The 19365-nt window shown below is 69.5% G+C and carries 22 protein-coding genes and 2 pseudogenes; 4 read left to right on the top strand and 20 right to left on the bottom strand.

The genetic code is table 11. The features are described 5' to 3' along the window. Positions 1–316 precede the first annotated feature (316 nt). The 7 genes and pseudogenes from QUE33_RS02050 to infC all read right to left on the bottom strand — a co-directional run. Positions 317–811 (bottom strand): annotated as a pseudogene (locus QUE33_RS02050) (TAXI family TRAP transporter solute-binding subunit); the annotation flags it as partial. Positions 812–1102: 291 nt separating this feature from the next. Beyond that, on the bottom strand, positions 1103–2476 hold the full coding sequence (locus QUE33_RS02045; protein ID WP_286302995.1) for a sensor histidine kinase: 1374 nt from the start codon (positions 2474–2476) through the stop codon (positions 1103–1105). A 2-nt stretch (positions 2477–2478) separates the two neighbouring features. Further along, positions 2479–3156, bottom strand: coding sequence for a response regulator transcription factor (locus QUE33_RS02040; RefSeq protein WP_286301640.1), 678 nt, complete (start codon positions 3154–3156; stop codon positions 2479–2481). A gap of 4 nt (positions 3157–3160) precedes the next feature. Further along, a complete protein-coding gene (locus QUE33_RS02035; protein WP_286301638.1) occupies positions 3161–3973 on the bottom strand; it encodes a TrmH family RNA methyltransferase in 813 nt (270 codons plus the stop codon). 77 nt (positions 3974–4050) lie between these two features. After that, positions 4051–4437 (bottom strand): 50S ribosomal protein L20, encoded by a 387-nt coding sequence (gene rplT / locus QUE33_RS02030; protein WP_286301636.1) that lies wholly within the window; start codon positions 4435–4437, stop codon positions 4051–4053. Positions 4438–4468: 31 nt separating this feature from the next. After that, positions 4469–4666 carry a 50S ribosomal protein L35 gene (gene rpmI / locus QUE33_RS02025; RefSeq protein WP_087133207.1) on the bottom strand — a complete coding sequence of 66 codons (198 nt, stop codon included), beginning with the start codon at positions 4664–4666 and terminating at the stop codon, positions 4469–4471. A gap of 73 nt (positions 4667–4739) precedes the next feature. After that, the gene (infC, locus tag QUE33_RS02020; RefSeq protein WP_286301630.1) at positions 4740–5384 is read right to left on the bottom strand and encodes a translation initiation factor IF-3; all 645 of its coding nucleotides are present in this window, start codon (positions 5382–5384) and stop codon (positions 4740–4742) included. Between the two features lie 212 nt (positions 5385–5596). On the opposite strand from infC, the gene QUE33_RS02015 reads away from it, so the two are divergent. After that, on the top strand, positions 5597–5983 hold the full coding sequence (locus QUE33_RS02015) for a DUF1844 domain-containing protein (protein ID WP_378761970.1): 387 nt from the start codon (positions 5597–5599) through the stop codon (positions 5981–5983). Here QUE33_RS02015 and QUE33_RS02010 read toward each other — a convergent pair whose 3' ends face one another. From QUE33_RS02010 to QUE33_RS01980, 7 genes are all read right to left on the bottom strand, one after another. Next, the gene (locus QUE33_RS02010; RefSeq protein WP_286301628.1) at positions 5984–6802 is read right to left on the bottom strand and encodes an SseB family protein; all 819 of its coding nucleotides are present in this window, start codon (positions 6800–6802) and stop codon (positions 5984–5986) included. Next, positions 6786–7532 (bottom strand): bifunctional 1-(5-phosphoribosyl)-5-((5-phosphoribosylamino)methylideneamino)imidazole-4-carboxamide isomerase/phosphoribosylanthranilate isomerase PriA, encoded by a 747-nt coding sequence (gene priA, locus QUE33_RS02005; RefSeq protein ID WP_286301627.1) that lies wholly within the window; start codon positions 7530–7532, stop codon positions 6786–6788. The genes QUE33_RS02010 and priA overlap by 17 nt, the downstream gene beginning before the upstream one ends. Positions 7533–7651: 119 nt before the next feature. Then, positions 7652–8290, bottom strand: coding sequence for an imidazole glycerol phosphate synthase subunit HisH (gene hisH, locus QUE33_RS02000; RefSeq protein ID WP_286301625.1), 639 nt, complete (start codon positions 8288–8290; stop codon positions 7652–7654). Further along, complete coding sequence (gene hisB, locus QUE33_RS01995; RefSeq protein WP_286301624.1) at positions 8287–8910, bottom strand: imidazoleglycerol-phosphate dehydratase HisB; 624 nt, start codon at positions 8908–8910, stop codon at positions 8287–8289. Before hisB ends, hisH begins: the two co-directional genes overlap by 4 nt. Further along, positions 8907–9998: a histidinol-phosphate transaminase gene (locus QUE33_RS01990; RefSeq protein WP_286301623.1), complete on the bottom strand. Its 1092-nt coding sequence runs from the start codon at positions 9996–9998 to the stop codon at positions 8907–8909. Before QUE33_RS01990 ends, hisB begins: the two co-directional genes overlap by 4 nt. 40 nt (positions 9999–10038) lie before the next feature. Continuing rightward, the gene (locus tag QUE33_RS01985) at positions 10039–10131 is read right to left on the bottom strand and encodes a LysM peptidoglycan-binding domain-containing protein (protein WP_434019610.1); all 93 of its coding nucleotides are present in this window, start codon (positions 10129–10131) and stop codon (positions 10039–10041) included. Continuing rightward, positions 10128–10424: a hypothetical protein gene (locus QUE33_RS01980; protein WP_286301621.1), complete on the bottom strand. Its 297-nt coding sequence runs from the start codon at positions 10422–10424 to the stop codon at positions 10128–10130. Before QUE33_RS01980 ends, QUE33_RS01985 begins: the two co-directional genes overlap by 4 nt. Positions 10425–10730: 306 nt before the next feature. On the opposite strand from QUE33_RS01980, the gene lexA reads away from it, so the two are divergent. Next, positions 10731–11417: a transcriptional repressor LexA gene (gene lexA / locus QUE33_RS01975; RefSeq protein ID WP_286301617.1), complete on the top strand. Its 687-nt coding sequence runs from the start codon at positions 10731–10733 to the stop codon at positions 11415–11417. A 121-nt stretch (positions 11418–11538) separates the two neighbouring features. Here lexA and metE read toward each other — a convergent pair whose 3' ends face one another. Both metE and QUE33_RS01965 read right to left on the bottom strand, forming a co-directional pair. Further along, entirely contained in the window at positions 11539–13791 is a 2253-nt protein-coding gene (gene metE, locus QUE33_RS01970; protein ID WP_286302992.1) for a 5-methyltetrahydropteroyltriglutamate--homocysteine S-methyltransferase, read from the bottom strand. Further along, positions 13721–14797, bottom strand: a complete 1077-nt coding sequence (locus tag QUE33_RS01965) for a methylenetetrahydrofolate reductase (RefSeq protein WP_286301616.1) — start codon at positions 14795–14797, stop codon at positions 13721–13723. Before QUE33_RS01965 ends, metE begins: the two co-directional genes overlap by 71 nt. Positions 14798–14947: 150 nt before the next feature. Between QUE33_RS01965 and QUE33_RS15965 the strand changes: the two genes are divergently transcribed. Then, positions 14948–15265, top strand: coding sequence for a hypothetical protein (locus QUE33_RS15965; protein WP_350226491.1), 318 nt, complete (start codon positions 14948–14950; stop codon positions 15263–15265). 32 nt (positions 15266–15297) lie between these two features. Beyond that, positions 15298–16833, top strand: coding sequence for a S9 family peptidase (locus QUE33_RS01960; RefSeq protein WP_350226490.1), 1536 nt, complete (start codon positions 15298–15300; stop codon positions 16831–16833). A gap of 6 nt (positions 16834–16839) precedes the next feature. Here QUE33_RS01960 and smpB read toward each other — a convergent pair whose 3' ends face one another. The 4 genes and pseudogenes from smpB to QUE33_RS15955 all read right to left on the bottom strand — a co-directional run. Further along, entirely contained in the window at positions 16840–17316 is a 477-nt protein-coding gene (gene smpB / locus QUE33_RS01955; RefSeq protein ID WP_286301613.1) for an SsrA-binding protein SmpB, read from the bottom strand. Positions 17317–17380: 64 nt separating this feature from the next. Beyond that, the gene (ftsX, locus tag QUE33_RS01950) at positions 17381–18295 is read right to left on the bottom strand and encodes a permease-like cell division protein FtsX (RefSeq protein WP_286301612.1); all 915 of its coding nucleotides are present in this window, start codon (positions 18293–18295) and stop codon (positions 17381–17383) included. Then, positions 18292–18885: an FtsE family protein gene (locus tag QUE33_RS15960; protein ID WP_350226567.1), complete on the bottom strand. Its 594-nt coding sequence runs from the start codon at positions 18883–18885 to the stop codon at positions 18292–18294. The genes ftsX and QUE33_RS15960 overlap by 4 nt, the downstream gene beginning before the upstream one ends. A gap of 21 nt (positions 18886–18906) precedes the next feature. Beyond that, positions 18907–19342: pseudogene (locus QUE33_RS15955) on the bottom strand (cell division ATP-binding protein FtsE); the annotation flags it as partial. Between the last annotated feature and the right edge of the window lie 23 nt (positions 19343–19365).

The raw sequence follows: 19365 nt of genomic DNA, 5'->3' as shown, positions 1-19365 counted from the left end.
GGGACCTGCCGGTCGTGGGGAGCACGCCTTCTTCAGCGCTCCCCATCGAATCCGCTGACCCGTTCAGACTATGCACGGATCCGTCTGCGAACCAGTCCCTTGAGTGTTTCTTGAGTCTGGCGGCGGGCGGAGCGCGAACGGCCGGATCAGCGTCGCGACTGCCGGTAGTACTCCTGCGCTCCGGGATGCAGCTCGATCGGATCGGTGAAGATCGCCAGCCGCCGATCCAGCAGCGCCGCGGCGGGCACCTCCTGGCGATCTCCGACCGCGTCGCGAACAGCTCGGCCAGCACGCCCCGCACCAGGGAGTCCGGCACCTCGACCGAGGTCACCAGGTAGTTCGGCACGGTCATCGCCAGGGTCGGCTCATCGCTGCCGTAGGTGCCGATCGGGAACTCGGCGGAGCGGTAGACGCCCGCGTGCGCGGCATCCGCCCGCTCGACGACATCGGGATCGATCGAGAGCAGCCGGATCGGCAGCCCGGCCGCAAGCCTCTCGATGCCGGGAGTGGGAAGGCCGCCGACCCAGAAGAACGCGTCGACGCGGGAATCCCTCAGTGCCTCGATGGAGGCGTCCAGCCCCAGTCCCGCATCGTCGACGTCGCCGATCGCGACCTCGGACGCCTGCAGGATGCGGCGTGCGACCACGCTGACCCCCGATCCCTGTCCGCCCAGAGAGACGCTGCGCCCGGCGAGATCGGAGATCGCTCGGATGCCGGAATCCGCCCGCACCACCACATGCACGTACTCGTCGTACAGCCGGGCGGCCGCCCGGATCGGCAGCGGCGCGTCGAAATCGCCGGTGCCGGCCACGGCATCCGCGATCGCGTCGCTCTGCGCGAACCCGAGCTGCGCACTCCTCGCCGATCAGGCGCAGATTGTCGACCGAGCCGTTCGTCTCGATCACCTGCGCATCGGCATCCAGATCGCGCCGCAGCGCCGCCGCGAGGTGCTCGCCGTAGTCGTAGTACACGCCGGTGACCCCGCCGCCCGCGATCCGCAGCGGATGCCGAGCCCATTCCGGGCGCTCGGGAGCGCACCCCGCCATGCCGACGATGACCACGGCGGTCAGGAGTGCGGCCAGCATCCGCCGGCATCCGGTTCTCATCGATCCTCCGCTGCGGGCAGCGTGAACGACACGGCCAGACCGCCGCCCTCCGGCGAGGCGACCTCCAGCCGTCCGCCGACGGAGCGCAGCAGGTCGGTGGCGATCGCCAGTCCCAGCCCCGACCCGCGCACGTTCTGGTTGCGCGGGCTGCGCCAGAACCTGTCGGCGGCCTGCTCCAGCTCAGCCGGAGCCAGGCCAGGGCCGTGGTCGCGGACCGAGATCCGGGCACCGCCATCGACCCGGTCGGCGGAGAGCTCGATCAGGCCGCCCTCCGCGGAGAACTTCACGGCGTTGTCGATCACGGCATCCAGTGCGCTCTCGACGATCGCCTCGTCCACCCGTGCGCGCACGCGTGCGGAGTCGAGCTGCAGGACGATGTCCTTCCGGGAGGCGACCTCGCGCCACGCCTCCGCCCGCCGTGCGAGCAGCGCGCTCAGGTCGACGTCCTCGAAGTCCGATTCGCGCACGGCGCCCCGCGCGAAGCCGAGCAGCGTGTCGAGGATGCGCGTCATCCGCTGCCCCTCCTCGCGGATCTTCTCCACGTCTGCGGCGCCGGTCTCGCCCAGATCCGCAGCGAGCACCTCGACGCGCAGCAGCAGGGCGTTCAGCGGGTTGCGCAGCTCGTGCGAGGCGTTCAGCGCGAACTCCTGCTGCCTGGCCACGACCCGCTCGATCTCGTCGGCCATCCTGTTGAACATCAGGATCATGCGATGCAGCTCCGCAGGACCGGTGTCGTCGGCGATCCGGGCCTCCATGTCGCCGCGCTCCATCGCCTCCATCGCCTGATCGAGTCGCCGCACGGGGCGCAGCACCCACCCGGCCAGACGGAACACCACGAGCAGTCCGGCTGCGATGACGAGGGCGGCGACCGTGACGATCAGCAGCCACTGCCTGCCGATCTCCGCGCGGGGCACGTCGACGCTGGCCGACATGACGACGGCGCCGATCACGTCGCCGCCGTCGAACACCGGCTCCACCAGTGACAGGTCGGTGAACTGCCAGGGCAGGGCGTTCTGCGGCAGCTCTCCCCTGCGCCCCGAGAGCGCCAGCTTGATCTGCGCATCGACGTCGGGGCTGTCGAACACCGGGTCGGCATCCGCCGGCGCCCATGGGCGACCGGTGCGATCCACGATCACGACACGCGTGCCGTAGAGCTCGCGATAGCGCTGCACCTCGCCGTCGAAGACCTCGGTGCTGCCCGAGAGCAGCGCCTGACGCGCTCCGGTGACGAAATAGCTCAGGTCTCCGAGCTGCTCGGCGTAGAACTCCTGCTGCACACTCCGCGCCGCACTCCAGGCATAGGCGCCGCCGAGCACGGTCAGCACCAGCACGAGCGGGACGAGGAAGACGATGATCAGCCGGCGGCGCATGGTCACGCCTCCAGCCGGTACCCGACGCCCCGCACCGTCTCGATCAGCGACGCCCTCCCGATCTTGCGGCGGATCGATGCCACATGCACTTCCAGCGAGCGTGCGAAGCTCTGCCAGTCGGTGTTCCACACCTCGCGGATCAGCCGATCGCGCGGCACGGCGACACCCGGGTAGCGTGCGAGCACGGCGATGATGTCGAACTCCTTGCGCGTGAGATCGATCGGGGTGCCGTCGACGAGCACCCGCCGCGCGACCAGGTCGACGTTCACCCCGTCCGCCTCGATGACGGCACGATCGGCCGGTGCCGGCGGCAGCGCGTCCAGCGGATGCAGCCGCCGGGTGACCGCCTCGATGCGTGCGAGCAGCTCGCGCACGTCGTACGGTTTGACGACGAAGTCGTCGGCGCCCGCGCGCAGCCCCCGGATGCGCTCCTGCACGTCGCTGCGCGCCGTCGCGATGATCACCGGCACCCCGCTCTGCGCCCGGATGCGACGGCACAGATCGATGCCGTCGATGTCGGGCAGACCCAGATCGAGCAGCACCACCTCGGTATCGGACCCGAGCATCTCGAGAGCCTCGGCGCCGTCGACGGCACGGACGGTCGCGTACCCGGACCGGCTGAGGAAGGCCTCCAGCGCCTCGGCCACGCGATCGTCGTCTTCGACGATCAGGATGCGCACGTCGTCACGCTCCTCCGCCGGCGCGCTGCGCGAAGGCGCTCTCGTACAGGCACACACTGGCCGCGGTCGCCAGGTTCAGCGACTCTGCGCGACCGTAGATCGGAAGGCGCAGCGAATGGTCGGCCAGCCCGAGCATCTCATCGTCCAGTCCGCGTGCCTCGTTGCCGAACAGCCACGCGGTGGGCCGCTCCAGCACGCCATCGGCCCTGGCCTGCAGCAGGTCCTCGCCCTTGATGTCCGCGGCGAGCACCTGCATCCCCGCTCCGTGCGCGCGGGTGACGACATCCACGAGGTCTCCCCCGACCGAGAACGGCAGGTGGAACAGCGACCCGGTCGTGGAGCGCACCACCTTGGGGTTGTACGGGTCGACCGTGCGACCGGTGAGCACGACAGCATCCGCCCCCGCGGCGTCAGCCGCCCGGATGATCGTGCCGAGGTTCCCCGGGTCGCGCACCTCTTCGCAGATGGCGATCAGGCGAGGGGATGCCGAGAAGATGTCCCGCACCGAGGTGGGCGTCTGGCGCGCCACCGCGACGATCCCCTGCGGCGTGACGGTGTCGGCCATGGCCGACAGCACGCTCTCGGTGACGTATTCGACCTCGATGCCGTGCTCGGTCGCGAGCGCGCGCACATCGGAGTGCTTCTCCCACGCCGTCGGCGTCGCGAACAGCTCGACGATCGCGTCGGACAGGTAGTTCAGCGCTTCGCGCACCGACTGGGGGCCCTCGAGCAGGAACAGCCCGGCCTCCGCGCGTGCGCTGCGCTTGGTCAGCTTCGCGACGGCACGGACTCGGGGCGATCGGGGATTCTCGAGCACGCTCTCAGTGTACTGGGAGCACAACGACGAAACGGGCGCCTCCCCCAGGGGAGACGCCCGTTTCCGGATCGTTCAGATCAGGCGGCGGCCTTCGGAGCGTTGACGTCCGAGGGCAGTGCCTTCTTCGCGACATCGACCAGCGTGGCGAACGCCGCGGGGTCGGTCACGGCCAGGTCGGCGAGCATGCGACGGTCCACCTGGACGCCCGCGAGGCCGAGGCCCTGGATGAAGCGGTTGTAGGTGATGCCGTTCTGGCGGGCAGCGGCGTTGATGCGCTGGATCCACAGACGACGGAAGTCGCCCTTGCGCTTGCGACGGTCGCGGTACGAGTAGACCAGCGAGTGGATGACCTGCTCTTTGGCCTTGCGGTACAGACGCGAGCGCTGGCCACGGTAGCCCGAGGCGCGTTCGAGGATGACGCGACGCTTCTTGTGCGCGTTGACTGCGCGCTTGACTCTTGCCATTTTCCTATGTTCCTATTCGTACGTCGGGCGCTCAGCCGCGGCCGAGAAGCTTGTTGGCGACCTTGGTGTCGGCCTTGGAGAGGACCTGGTCCTGGTTCAGGCGACGCGTGCGGCGGCTCGACTTGTGCTCGAGGTTGTGGCGCATGCCGGCCTGCTGCTTCTTCAGCTTTCCGCTGCCGGTGATCTTGAAGCGCTTCTTCGCACCCGAGTGGGTCTTCTGCTTCGGCATCTTCTCTTCCTTCGTGTGGCGCCCGTTCGGGCGACGGTGGGTTACCCGCGCGGTGCGGGAGCTGTGGGGCGGCTCAGGCCGCGGATTCGTCCTTGGGCGCGTCGCTCGCCGCCTTCGCCTCGCGGACAGCCTGCTTGTGCGCGGTGCGGACGGCGTTCTGCTCGGCCTTGGCCTCGGACTTGTTCTTCAGCGGAGCCACGACCATGACCATGTTGCGGCCATCGATCGTGGGGTTCGACTCGACCGTGCCGAACTCGGCCACGTCCTCGGCGAACTTGCGCAGCAGGCGCACGCCCTGCTCGGGACGCGACTGCTCACGACCGCGGAACAGGATCATCGCCTTCACCTTGTCCCCGGCCTTGAGGAAGCCCTCGGCGCGCTTGAGCTTGGTCGTGTAGTCGTGAGCCTCGATCTTCAGGCGGAAGCGCACCTCTTTGAGGATGGTGTTCGCCTGGTTGCGGCGTGCTTCCTTCGCCTTCTGCGCTGCCTCGTACTTGAACTTGCCGTAGTCCATGATCTTGACCACGGGCGGCTTGGAATTGGGTGCGACCTCGACGAGGTCGAGGTCTGCTTCCTGGGCCAGACGCAGCGCTGACTCGATGCGGACGACACCGATCTGCTCACCCGCGGGGCCGACGAGGCGGACCTCGGGGACGCGGATGCGCTCATTGGTACGGGGATCGCTGATGCGGAGCTCCTTAGACGTGGTTTCGGCCACCGGGATGCGGGTTGCATCTCGGGCGAAATCGAAGTCTCCCCACCCGCCGGTGCATCTCAGAGACACCGGCCTGTGACACCCATTCCACCGGAATCCGGCGGGGTGCAGAACCCGGTAGCCTGGAGCGGCAAGCGCGGGTGGGAATGAATCCTCTTTCGTGCCGGAGCATGACGCTCCGGAGCCCGCAGAAGTCTATCAGAAAGCATCCTCAAGTGACGATTCCTGCCGAGCACCCCGATGACCGCCACGAGCGCTGGGCGCAGCAGGAGCAAGCCGCCTCCTCTGCGACGCGTGACATCGCCGACGTTCCCGCCGTCGAGGTGATCACCACGACCTCCGTGCACCTGATGAGCGCGGCTGCGGTCAAGCTCGGCCTGGCCGACGACCCCGAGGCGCAGCTCGACCTGGACGAAGCGCGCAAGCTCATCAACGCCCTCGCCGGTCTCATCACCGCCGGCGCACCGGAGATCAGCAACGCGCACGCCCGTCCGCTGCGCGACGGCCTGCGCTCCCTGCAGCTCGCCTTCCGCGAGGCCTCTCCGATCAAGGACGAGGTCGGCAAGGGCCCCGGCGAGAAGTGGACCGGTCCGGTCAGCTGATCACGACGCCGAGCGGGTCAGCTTCACGGTCAGCGAGTCCACCAGCACGGCCATCCGGTCATCGGCGGCCCAGCGCTGTGCGAGGCGCGCGAGCACGGCATCCAGCGTCTCCCGGTCCAGCCCGTCGATGAGCTCGAGCGTGACCACCAGCTCGGGGCCACGCATCCTGGCGTCCGGGTCCCCCGACGCCACGGCGACGTCGATGACGGCCAGCTCGTGGCCGATGCTCTCGCGCAGCGCGGTGAAGACCTCCGGAGAGAGGAAGCTCGGCTCCCAGGGCTGCCCCTGCGCGATCGCCCACACCGCCGGCCTGCGGAAGACGAACTCGGTCTCGGAGGCCGGGTCGAGCACGATCAGATCGGTCTGCTCGCTCGATGCCGACAGCGCCACGCGGACGGCCTCGACGGGGATCGGACGGGCGGTGGCATCCCACCGGCTCATGGCCTCGACTGACGAGAACGCCGGTTGCACGCGCCGCCCGTCGGGGGCGGCGACTGTCACGATCGACAGCTCCTGCGTCTTGTCGACCTTCAGGCCGGTCGGGCCGACGCCCTCGTCGCCCTTCTCGGCGACGAGCGGCACCAGCACGCGCGCATCGCGGAATGCATCGACGACCTCGACCTGGGATCCGGTCCCGGCGCGGAAGCTCAGCAGCGCATCCAGCAGCGTGGGGTCGGCGGAGCCGTCGTCGTCGGCGCGGGTGTTCGGCTCGAAGCTGCGCCCCGCCCACGGGACGCCCGCAGAGTCGGCGCCACCAGGGGATGCCGTCGATCCCACCGATGCCCCATGACCGCAGGCGTCGTCAGTCGCCGGCGACATCCAGCGCCTCTGCCAGGGTGAACTGCCCGGCGTAGAGCGCCTTGCCGACGATGGCGCCTTCGACCCCCAGCGGCACGAGGTCGCGCAGCGCGGCGATGTCGTCGAGGTTCGAGACGCCGCCCGATGCGATCACCGGCTTCGGCGTGCGCGAGGTGATCTCACGCAGCAGGTCGAGGTTCGGGCCGCGCAGCGTGCCGTCCTTGGTGACGTCGGTGACGACGTACCGGCTGCATCCGGCCTCCTCCAGGCGCTCCAGCACCTCCCAGATGTCACCGCCATCCTTGGTCCAGCCACGGGCTGCCAGCGTGCTGCCGCGCACATCCAGACCGACGGCGACGGCCTCGCCGTAGCGACCGATCACGTCCGCCGCCCACTCCGGGTTCTCCAGCGCGGCGGTGCCGAGGTTGATGCGGTTGGCGCCGGACTCCAGCGCCGCCTCGAGGCTGGCATCGTCGCGGATACCGCCGGAGAGCTCGATGTTCACGCCGCGGTACTGCTTGATGACCTTGCGCAGGATGCCGGCGTTGCTGCCGCGCCCGAACGCGGCGTCGAGGTCGACGAGATGGATCCACTGCGCACCCTGGTCGACCCATTCGCCGGCGGCGTCGATGGGGTCGCCGTAGTTGGTCTCCGTGCCGGCCTCACCCTGGGTGAGACGCACCGCCTTGCCGCCCGCGACGTCGACCGCGGGGAGGAGGATCAGCGAAGGGGCCTGTGCGAAGTCGTTCATGACGTCCTTGATTCGGGAGGGATCCGCCGGGTGCGGACACGAGAGACGAGACTAGTCCGGGCTGGTGCCGGGTTCAACATGGCAGGTCCCTTGTGTCGGAGCGTCGGTGTGCCGCGGCCTCAGCCGAGCGAGCCGACCCAGTTGGTGAGCAGGCGGATGCCGGCGTCGCCGGACTTCTCGGGGTGGAACTGGGTGGCCGACAGCGGGCCGTTCTCCACGGCGGCGAGGAATCGCTCGCCGTGCGTCGCCCAGGTCAGCGCCGGTCGCCGGAACGGACCGGTGACCTCGATGTCCCAGGCCTTCGCGGCGAACGAGTGCACGAAGTAGAAGCGCTCATCCTCGATGCCGCGGAACAGCACGCTGTCCTCGCCCGCCTCGACCGTGTTCCAGCCCATGTGCGGCAGCACGGGAGCATCCAGCTCGGTGACCGTGCCCGGCCACTCGCCCAGTCCCTCGGCGTTCTGGCCGCGTTCGACGCCGCGTTCGAACAGCACCTGCATCCCGACGCAGACACCGAGGACGGGCCGTCCGCCGGCCAACCGCCGGTCGATGATCTCGTCTCCGCCGTGCGCACGCAGTGCCTCGGCCACGGCTGCGAAGGCCCCGACTCCTGGCACGAACAGCCCATCCGCCTCCTGAGCGGCTCGCCGATCGTCGGTGAGCTGCACCTCTGCGCCGGCAGCAGCAAGGGCCTTCACCGCGGAGTGGACGTTCCCCGACTCGTAGTCGAAGACGACGACGCGCGGGGTCCGTGTCACAGCGCGCCCTTGGTCGACGGGATGCCCTCGACCAGCGGGTCCAGTGCCTTCGCCTGCCGGAAGGCCCTCGCGAACGCCTTGAACTCCGCCTCGGCGATGTGGTGCGGGTCGCGTCCGCCGAGCACGCGCACGTGCACGGTCAGCGCGGCGTTGAAGGCGATGGCCTCGAACACGTGCCGCACCAGAGACCCGGTGAAGTGGCCGCCGATCAGGTGCAGCTCGAAGCCGGCGGGCTCGCCGTCGTGCACCAGGAACGGACGCCCGGAGATGTCGACGACGGCCTGCGCGAGCGCCTCGTCCAGCGGCACGAGCGCGTCACCGTAGCGGGCGATGCCCGACTTGTCGCCGAGCGCCTCACGGATGGCCTGTCCGAGCACGATGGAGATGTCTTCCACGGTGTGGTGCGCGTCGATGTGGGTGTCGCCCGTGGCGCGCACCGTGAGGTCGGTGAGCGAGTGCTTCGCGAACGCGGTGAGCATGTGGTCGAAGAACGGCACAGAGGTGCTGATGTCGCTGCGGCCGGTGCCGTCGAGGTTCACCTCGACCTCGACGGTCGACTCGGAGGTGCTGCGGGCACGCTGCGCCGTGCGAGGCTGCGGGGCGGGGCGGGTGTCGCTCATGATGCTGATCCTATCGACGCAAGTGCTTCCAGGAAGGCCGTGGTCTCGGACTCGGTGCCGGCGGAGACGCGCAGGTGGCCGGGGATGCCGACATCCCTGATCAGCACACCGCGGTCGTACAGCGCCCGCCAGAGGGCCTTCGGGTCGTCCACCCCGCCGAAGAGCACGAAATTCGACCACGATGGGTGCGGCCGGTAGCCGAGTGCTTCCAGGGTCGCGGAGATCCGGTCGCGCTGCTCGACGATCTCGTCGACCATCTGCAGCATCGTGCCGGCATTTCGCAGCGCCGCGGTCGCCGCCGCCTGAGTGAGAGCACTGAGGTGGTAGGGCAGACGCACCAGGCGCAGCGCGTCGATGAAGGCGGGATCGGCGGCGAGGTATCCCACCCGCGCCCCGGCGAATGCGAACGCCTTGCTCATGGTGCGAGAGATCGCCAGTCGTGGGCTCCCCGGCAGCAGCGACAGTGCGGATACCGCGTCCTTCGGCGCGAACTCGTGATACGCCTCGTCGACCACCACGACGCCGCGCGCCGCCGCGTACACGGCCTCGATCACGTCGAGTCCGAGCGGCGTTCCGGTCGGGTTGTTCGGCGAGCACAGCAGCACGACATCCGGATCCGCTGCGGCCACCTGCTCCGCCGCGCTCTCGGGCGTGATCGAGTAGTCGTCCTCACGAGTGCCGGCGACCCATTGCGCACCCGTCCCCTGGGCGATCAGCGGGTACATCGAATAGGTGGGCGCGAAGCCGAAGACGGTGCGCCCGGGACCGGCGAAGGCCTGCATGATGTGCTGCAGCACCTCGTTGGAGCCGTTGCCCGCCCAGACCTGATCCGCAGTGAGCCCGTGCCCGAGATAGTCGGCGAGGGCCTCGCGCAGCTCGGTGAACTCCCGATCGGGATAGCGATTGACCTCACTGAGCGCGAGAGCGACGTCATCGAGGATCTCGCCGACGACCGCTTCCGGCACCGGATGCGTGTTCTCGTTGACGTTCAGCGCGACCGGCAGCGGCGCCTGCGGCGCACCGTAGGGAGTGAGCCCGCGAAGGTCGTCGCGGAGGGGCAGCTCGTCGAGAGAGGTCACCCTTCCCATGGTAGAGCGCGGGACGTCTGCCGAGAGCCGGATGACGGCGTCAGCGGGAGTACTGCGTGGGGATCGCGATCTCGTCACCGACCTGGATCGATGCGCTGCTGAGGTTGTTCAGACTCATGATGTCGTCGATCACGACGCGGGGGTCCACACCCGGTGCGGTCTCGGTGGCGATCGACCAGAGGGTCTCCCCGGCAGCGCCGTCACCGTCTCGAAGGAGACCGGGTCGCCGTGCTCGCCGGAGGCCAGGGCGGAGCCGCCCGCGATCACGGAGAACGCGATCCCGGCAGCGAGAGGGGCGGCGACGACGGCTGCCAACACACGGCGGCCGCGCGCGGTCATACGCAGCCTGGTCGTGCGCATCGAACGCCCGGCGGCACCGGCGGAGGCGCGCAGGATCGCGGGGCTCTGGATGCTGATGGTGCTCATCTGATGCTCCTCTTCTCGTCCGCCGATCGCCCGGCGGAAGTGGTGCAGCTTTCGCATCCGGCACCCGGCCGGGGATGCCGAATGCGAAGCTACGTTCCGAACTTATCTTCGATCTCGAACATCTGTCAAGCGTTCTTCGAAATCCAGGCGACCATTTCGTCGACTCGCTCGAACGAATCTTCCGTTTTCCGCGTTCTATCGGATACGGTTTCGATACGGACAGCACACCACTGGCCACCGACATTCGAACCGGGCACCCGCGTCGGCGCGGATCCCGCCCCGGTCGACTCGAACGAAGGAGCACCGATGAGCGACATCCCCGCCCCCGCATCCGAGGCTCCGCGCACCCGTCGGCGCAAGAGCCTGAGCGCCAAGCAGCTGGCGATCCTCGAGGTCATCCAGACCTCCATCGCGCGGCACGGCTATCCGCCGAGCATGCGCGAGATCGGCGACGCCGTCGGCCTGAAGTCGCTGTCCAGCGTCACCCATCAGCTGGGCCAGCTGGAGCTCAGCGGCTATCTGCGCCGCGACCCGGGCAAGACCCGCGCCATGGAAGTGCTGATCGATCTGCCGGGCACGAGCACCGAGAGCCCGGCCGACACCTCCCCGGCCGTGGGCGACGCCGCGCTGGTGCCGCTGGTCGGGCAGATCGCAGCCGGTGTGCCGATCACCGCCGACCAGCAGGTCGAGGAGATCTTCCCGCTCCCCCGTCAGCTCGTCGGCAAGGGCGATCTGTTCATGCTCAAGGTGAGCGGCGAGTCGATGATCGACGCAGCCATCTGCGATGGCGACTGGGTGGTCGTGCGCACGCAGAACACCGCCGAGAACGGCGAGATCGTCGCAGCGATGATCGACGGCGAGGCGACCGTGAAGACGTTCCGGCGCCGCGACGGGCACATCTGGCTGCTGCCCCGCAACTCTGCGTTCGAGCCGATCCTTGGTGACGAGTCGGTCGTGCTCGGCAAGGTGGTGGCGGTGCTGCGCGCCGTCTGACCGCGCCCAGGCTCCTCTCACCTGACTCCGCCGAGACCCCTCCTGAACGTCGAGACCCCTCCTGGATCTCGCAATTCAGGAGGGGTCTCGACGCTGACGAGGGTCTCGCCGCGAGTACGGGTCAGGCGGGGACCACCACGTCCTCGCGGACGCGATGGGTGGCCTCGACGATGTTGTGCAGCGATGCCACGGTCTCGTCGTAGCCGCGGGTCTTCAGCCCGCAGTCCGGGTTGACCCAGAGCTGCTGCAGCGGCAGCTCGTCCACTGCACGACGCAGCAGCTGCTCGATCTCGTCGACGCTGGGCACGCGGGGCGAGTGGATGTCGTAGACGCCCGGCCCGACGCCGTGGTCGAACCCGGATCGCGCCACATCGGCGACGACCTCCATCCGGCTGCGCGCGGCCTCGATCGAGGTCACATCGGCGTCCAGCGCGCGGATCGCGTCGATCACCACGCCGAACTCCGAGTAACACAGGTGGGTGTGCACCTGCGTGCCTGCCGCGGCGCCGCCGGTGGCGAGGCGGAACGAGCGCACCGACCAGTCCAGGTAGGCGGCCTGGTCGGCCTTCTTCAGCGGCAGCAGCTCGCGCAGCGCCGGCTCGTCGACCTGGATGATCTCGATTCCGGCCTGCTCGAGGTCGGCGATCTCGTCGCGCAGCGCCAGTGCCACCTGGTTGGCGGTCTCGGCGAGCGGCTGGTCGTCGCGCACGAACGACCATGCCAGGATCGTCACCGGACCGGTGAGCATGCCCTTGACGTGCTTGGCGCTCAGCGACTGCGCGTACGCCGCCCACGACACGGTGATCGGCGCGGGGCGCGACACGTCGCCCCACAGAATCGAGGGACGGGTGGCGCGCGATCCGTAGGACTGCACCCAGCCGTGCTCGGTCACCGCGAAGCCGTCCAGGTGCTCAGCGAAGTACTGCACCATGTCGTTGCGCTCGGCCTCGCCGTGCACGAGCACGTCCAGGCCCAGCTCCTCCTGCAGCGCGACGACGCGGTCGATCTCGGAGCGCAGGAAGGCCTCGTAGTCGTCCTGCGGCACCTCACCACGACCGAACTGCGCACGCGCACGACGGATGTCGGCGGTCTGCGGGAACGATCCGATCGTGGTCAGCGGCAGGGCGGGAAGATTCAGCGCCTCCTGGGCGCTCTTGCGCTCCTCGTAGGAGACCCGGGAGAAGTCACCCTCGGCGAGCGCACGCGCACGCACCGAGCCGTCGAGCACGCCGGGGGCGTCGTGGCGGTCGGCGAGGGCAGCGGATGCGGCGTCGAGCTCTGCGGCGACCGCCTGTCGGCCCTCCGCGAGTCCCTGCGCGAGCGTGACGATCTGACCGACCTTCTGGTCGGCGAAGGCCAGCCACGACACCAGGCGTCGATCGAGCTTGGTCTCCTCCTGCACATCGTGCGGCACGTGCAGCAGTGAGGTGGAGGTGGATGCCGAGACGGACTCAGCGCCGAGGGCCCGCAGCGCCTCGAGCTTTCCGAGGGCGCCGTCCAGATCGCCGCGCCAGATGTTGTGGCCGTCGATCACACCGCCCACGACGGTCTTGCCGTTCAGCTCCGGCAGCGATGCCGGAATGCCCCCGCGGACCAGGTCGATGCCGATCGCCTCGATGGGGGCAGCGGCGAGCACGGGGAGCACGTCGCCGAGCTCGGCGTACGGCGCCGCGACGAAGATGGCGGGGCGCTGGACGGCGCCGCCGAGCACGGCGAGGGCACGCTGTGCGGCATCCGCGAGCTGCGCGGTGGAGGCGGGTAGGGATTCGCTGACCAGTGCGGGCTCATCCAGCTGCACCCACTCGGCGCCGGCGGCCTTCAGCTTCGCGAGCAGTTCGGCGTACACGGCGAGCACGTCGTCCAGCCTGCTGAGCGGATCGAAGCCCTCCGGCGCGTCATCCGACGCCTTGGCGAGGGCGAGCAGGGTGACCGGTCCGACGATGACGGGGCGGGTGCGGAATCCGGCGTCTGCCGCTTCGGCGACCTCGCGCACGAGCCGGTCGCTGGAGAGCGAGAACGCCGTCTCGGGGCCGATCTCGGGCACCAGGTAGTGGTAGTTGGAGTCGAACCACTTGGTCATCTCCAGCGGCGCACGGTCGCCCTCGCCGCGCGCGACGGTGAAGTACGCCGGGAGTCCGATCGTGCCGTCCTGCTCGCGGAGGTGCTCGAAGCGGGTCGGGATCGCGCCGACGGTGACGGCGGCGTCCAGCACCTGGTCGTAGTACGAGAACGACTCGGGGATGGCGGAATCCTCGCGGCCGAGGCCGAGCTCCGCGAGACGCTCGCGGTTGGCGGCACGCAGCTCAGCGGCCGTCGCCCGCAGGCTCTGCTCGTCGATGCGGCCGGCCCAGAATGCCTCGACGGCCTTCTTCAGCTCGCGGCGGCGGCCGATCCGGGGGTAGCCGAGGATCGTTCCGGCGGGGAAAGCGGTCATGGGGTTCCTTTCGATGATGCGGAGAGCTGCAGCCCGGTGCGGATGCCCGCCTGGGCGAGGACGTCGAGCACGGTGTCGTGCTGGTTGAAGGCGTAGAGGTGCACTCCCGGTGCGCCGCCGGCGACGACGGCACGGGCGAGATCGGCGGCCCACTCGATGCCGACCTGCCTGCGGCCCTCGGCGGTCGGCTCGACCTCGAGGAGATCGACAGCTCTCCGGGCAGCTCCTCCCCGGTCAGCTCCAGTACACGGGCGAGCCGAGCGGGTGAGGTGATCGGCATGATCCCGGGCAGGATCGGGATGGTGACACCGGCGCGGCGGGCACGTTCGACGAAGGCCAGATAGTGATCCGCATGGAAGAACAGCTGTGTGATGGCGAGCGTGGCGCCGGCGGCCTGCTTGGCCAGCAGCGCATCGACGTGCTGGCTGCTGTATGCGGAGCGAGGGTGACCGTTCGGGAACGCCGCCACGGCGATGCTCACCTTGCGGCGGGGTGCGACGCGTACCGCTGCGGGGTTCCCCGGTACGGGCGATTCCTCGTAGGGGGCGCGCTCGGCCTGCACGCGGTCGATGAGCTGCACGAGCTGCGCGGAGCTCTCCAGGTCGCCGAGGAACGGCTCGCCCTCGCCGAGACCGGCAGGCGGGTCGCCGCGCAGCGCGAGGAAGCTGAGGATTCCGGCATCCAGAAACTCCCGGATCAGGCGCGCGGCCCCCGCATAGGTGTTGCCGACGCAGGTGAGATGGGCGAGGGGCTCGACGTCGGTGTGCGTGCGGATGTGGCGCAGCACCTCCAGCGAGCGCCCGCCGGTGGAGCCTCCGGCGCCATAGGTGACCGAGAGGAAATCGGGTCCGGCCGCCGCGAGTCGGTCGATCGTCTCGTGCAGCGCCGGTGTGCTGGCCGGTGATCGCGGTGGATACAGCTCGAAGGAGAACGGCACGCGGCGCATGGGTCTCTCCCTCGCTGATCAGGACTCGTCCCCGCCGACCTGGAGCAGGGTGTCTCAGCACGGTAGAACGGCGGAGCGGCCCGGCGCACACTGTGTGACGCCATATGTCACCCGGCGTCGTCGCACCGCCTCGCGGGTAGGGTCGTGTGCATGACCATGCCGTACGGTTCCTGGCCTTCGCCGCTCTCCGCCGCCGACGTCTCGGCATCCCCTCCGCGGATCGACGGAGCACGCTTCGTCGGCGACGAGATCTGGTGGGGTGAGTCGGTGCCGTCGCAGGGTGGCCGGGTCACGGTACGCAGCTCCTCGGGCCGCGAGATCCTGCCCGAGCCGTGGAACGCCCGCTCGCGGGTGCACGAGTACGGTGGCGGGGCGTGGACGGCGGATGCCGAGGGCACGCTGTACTTCGTGAACGCGGCCGACCAGCGGGTGCATCGGATGCTGCGCGGCGGCGCCCCGAGCCGCTGACGGCACCGGGCGCACAGTTCGGCGGCCTCACCGTGCAGCAGGGCCGCCTATTCGCCGTGCGCGAGGATCTGCGCGGAAAGGAGCACTGGCGCGGCATCGCGGAGATCCCGACGGACGGGTCGGCTGCAGACGACGACTCCGCCGCGTGGGTGTCCCACTACGGTTCGGGGTTCTACGCCCACCCGTCGCTGTCGCCGGACGGGACGCGCTTGGCCTATGTGCAGTGGACCGAGCAGCGGATGCCCTGGGAGCATGCGCGAGTCGCGGTCGTACATCTGGAGTCCGGATCGCTCACACCGGTCCCCTGCCGCGCGGCACTGCAGCCCGAGTGGCTCTCCGACGACGAGCTGCTGTACGCCGACGACGCCACCGGGCGCTGGAATCTGCACCTCGCTCGCATCGCAGAGGACACTCCTCCGCCCGCGCAGACGCCTCCCGCGACCACGGAGCCGTTCCTCCTGGCCGATGCCGACACCGGGGGCGCCCTGTGGGTGCTCGGCACTCGCTGGTACGCCGTGCTCGATGACGGCCGCATCGTCGCGGTCCGCACGAACGGCGGGGATGCCGTGGTGCTGATCGACCCGGCAGCCGGGACGGAGCGAAGGCTCGAGCTCCCCGCGACGGCCGAGGTGAGCATCGATGACGTGTCAGGCTCCCGCGTGCTGATCTCGGGAGCCGGCGCCGAAGTCTCCCGCGGCCTGTGGTTCGTGGATGTCGATTCGGATGAGGTGACCGCGATCCGCGGCGGCGAACCCGCCGATCCCGGCTGGTGCCCTCCGGCCCGCGCGGTGACCTTCGACGGACCTCACGGTGCGGTGCACGCCTTCGACTACCGGCCCGCGAACCCCGACGCGACCGCCCCCGACGGTGAGCTCCCGCCGTACATCGTGATGGTGCACGGCGGACCGACCTCGCACGTGTCGGGCGCGGCATCCGATGCCTACGCCTACTGGACCAGCCGCGGCATCGGCGTGCTCGATGTGAACTACGGCGGATCCACCGGCTACGGGCGAGCGTACCGCAAGCGGCTCGACGGACAGTGGGGCGTCGTCGATGTCGACGACGTGATCGCGGCGGCGCAGGGGCTCGCCGAGGCAGGGGTGGCCGACCCCGCCCGAATCGCCATCAAGGGCGGATCGGCGGGCGGCTGGACGGTGCTGAGCGCGCTGGTGCGCGGCGGCGCGTTCGCCGCCGGCATCAGCAGGTATGGCGTGGCGGATCTGCGGATGCTGGCATCCGACACCCACGACTTCGAGAAGCACTATCTGAACGGGCTGGTCGGCCCGCTCCCCGAGGCCGAAGCGGTCTACATCGCACGCTCGCCCCTCACGCACGCCGACCGGATCGATGTGCCGGTGCTGCTGCTGCAGGGCGCGGATGACAAGGTCGTGCCGCCGTCGCAGTCCGAGGCGATCCGCGACGCGCTGGCCGCGCGTGGCGTCCCGCACGAGTACGTGCTGTATCCGGGCGAGGGGCACGGCTTCCGCCGCGCGGAGACGATCGTCTCGTCGCTGCAGACCGAGCTGCGATTCCTCGGGACGACGTTCGGCTTCGAACCGCGGCTCTGACCGGGGTCACTCCCCCATGCGGTTGCGGGTGCGCATCGCGCGCTCGGCCTCGCGGGTGTCCTGCCGCTCGCGCAGCGTCTGACGCTTGTCGTACTCGCGCTTGCCCTTCGCGAGTGCGATCTCGACCTTGGCGCGGCCGTCAGAGAAGTACAGTCGCAGCGGCACCAGCGTGTAGCCGCCGGCCGAGACCGCGTGCTCGAGCTTGTGGATCTCGTCGCGGTGCAGCAGCAGCTTGCGGATGCGCTTGGCGGAGTGATTCGTCCAGTGCCCCTGGGAGTACTCCGGGATGTGCACGGCATCGAGGAAGGCCTCGCCGCCCTTGATGAACGCGTAGCCGTCGCTGAGGTTCGCGCGCCCTTGGCGCAGCGACTTGACCTCAGTGCCGGTGAGCACGAGGCCTGCTTCGTACGACTTCTCGAGGTTGTAGTCGTGACGCGCGCGACGGTTGGTCGCGATGACCTTCTCACCGCGTTCCCTGGGCATGATGTCTCCTGTTTCCGCAGGCCCGTGCCGGGCCAGCCGATCAGTCTAGCTCAGGTGCCGGCGCTCACGTGCGCAGCCAGCGCCGGATCGCGAAGCCGGCGGACAGCGCCGAGAGCAGGATCCCGATGCCGACCAGCACGGGGACCACGAAGACGGCGTCCTGCATCCCCACCAGTGGCCGCATGAACGGAACGCGCTCGGCCAGATACCCTTCCACCCCGAAGTGCACGCCGGTGAGCACCGCCGCGCTGGCGAAGACCGACCCGAGGAAGGCCGCGAAGACGCCTTCCAGCACGAACGGGGTCTGGATCGAGCTGTTCGAAGCGCCCACCAGCCGCATGATCCCGATCTCCTTCCGGCGCGCATAGGCCGACAGTCGGATCGTGGTGGAGATCAGCAGCACGGCGGCGATCAGCATGAGTGCGGCGACACCGACGGCGATGTACGTCGCCACGGTGAGCGCGGAGAACAGCGGATCGAGCAGCTTGCGCTGGTCCTTCACCGCATCCACGCCGGCCTGGCCTGAGAACGCTTCGGTGATCACCTCCGACTGCTGCGGATCCTTCATGGTGACGCGGAAGTCCACCGAGGTGTTCTCCACGCCGATGACGCTGGCCTGCTCCTCGCCGAGCTGGGCGACGATGTCGCGGTACGCCTCCTCCTTGCTCTGCAGGCGCATCTCGCTGATCAGCGGCGCCAGCGCGTCGCCCTCGAGAGACTCCTTGACCTTGTCGATCTGCTCCTGCGTGGCCTCGCCGCCGACGCAGTTCGGCGTGGTCGACAGCGGCGAGCACATGTACACCGTCACCTCGGCCTTCTCGCCCCAGTACGCACGCATGGTGCTGATCTGAGTCTGCATGAGCACAGCAGCGCCGACGAAGGTGAGCGAGACGAAGGTGACCAGCACCACCGAGATGACCATCGAGAGATTGCGACGCAGGCCGAGCAGGGCCTCGCCGACGATGAGTCCGAGATTCATGAGGTCGGGCCCACTTCCTCGTCATCGCCGTCGGAAAGACCGAGCCGATCGGCCACGCCGAGCTCGTCGACCTGCACATCCGGGATGATGATCGGGTTCGTCGGGTGGGTCCTGTGGGCGGGCTGTACGACCGGTTCCGGCGGCACGACCTCGGGCGGCGGTGCTTCGGGCGTGGACGCGGAGGCGGGCGCAGCGGACGCCGAATCCGATGCTGCCGCAGAACCGGTCACGGCATCCGTCGGCACGGCATCCGGTGCCACCACCGGCACCGCGGTCGTCTGCCGCTGCACCTCCTGCACGGCGGTCAGCGCCGCTGCGGCCGCCGCTCCCGGCACGGCCTCGGGACGCAGGCGCGGGATGCCGGAGGTGTCGCCGTAGCCGCCGCCCAGCTCATCGCGCACCAGCACGCCCTCCTTCAACTCGATGACGCGCCGCTGCATCTGGTCGACGAACCCGGCCTCGTGGGTGGCCATCACCACCGTCGTGCCGCCGGCATTGATCCGGGCGAGCAGCTGCATGATGTCCACAGAGGTGGCCGGGTCGAGGTTTCCGGTCGGCTCGTCGGCGAGCAGCACCTTCGGGCGGTTCACGATCGCGCGGGCGATGGCGACGCGCTGCTGCTCCTCCGGAGAGCTCGTGCGGCATCCGCTTTGCCTTGCCCTCCAGCCCCACCAGGGCGAGTGCCTCGGGCACCGCCTGCTGAATGAATCCGCGCGAAGTGCCGATCACCTGCAGCGAGAAGGCGACGTTCTGGTACACGGTCTTCGTCGACAGCAGCCGGAAGTCCTGGAAGACCGAGCCGATGTGGCGGCGGAAGTACGGCACCTTGCGATTGGCGAGCGAGCGCAGATCGCGGCCGAGCACGGCGACGCGCCCCGCGCTGGGCACGTCTTCGCGAAGGATCAGTCGCAGGCAGCTCGACTTGCCGGAGCCGGACGCTCCGACCAGGAACACGAACTCGCCGGCTTCGACATTGAAGTCGACGTCGGAGAGTGCGGGGCGCTTGGTGCCGCGGTAGCGTTTGGTGACGTTCTCGAACCGGATCATGGCGTATCGAGCCTAAGCGCGGC

Source organism: Microbacterium suwonense (assembly GCF_030296555.1).
Taxonomy (GTDB): Bacteria; Actinomycetota; Actinomycetes; order Actinomycetales; family Microbacteriaceae; genus Microbacterium; species Microbacterium suwonense.
The sequence above is the reverse complement of the archived record's forward strand: the minus strand, read 5'-3'. Positions and strand labels throughout refer to the sequence as shown.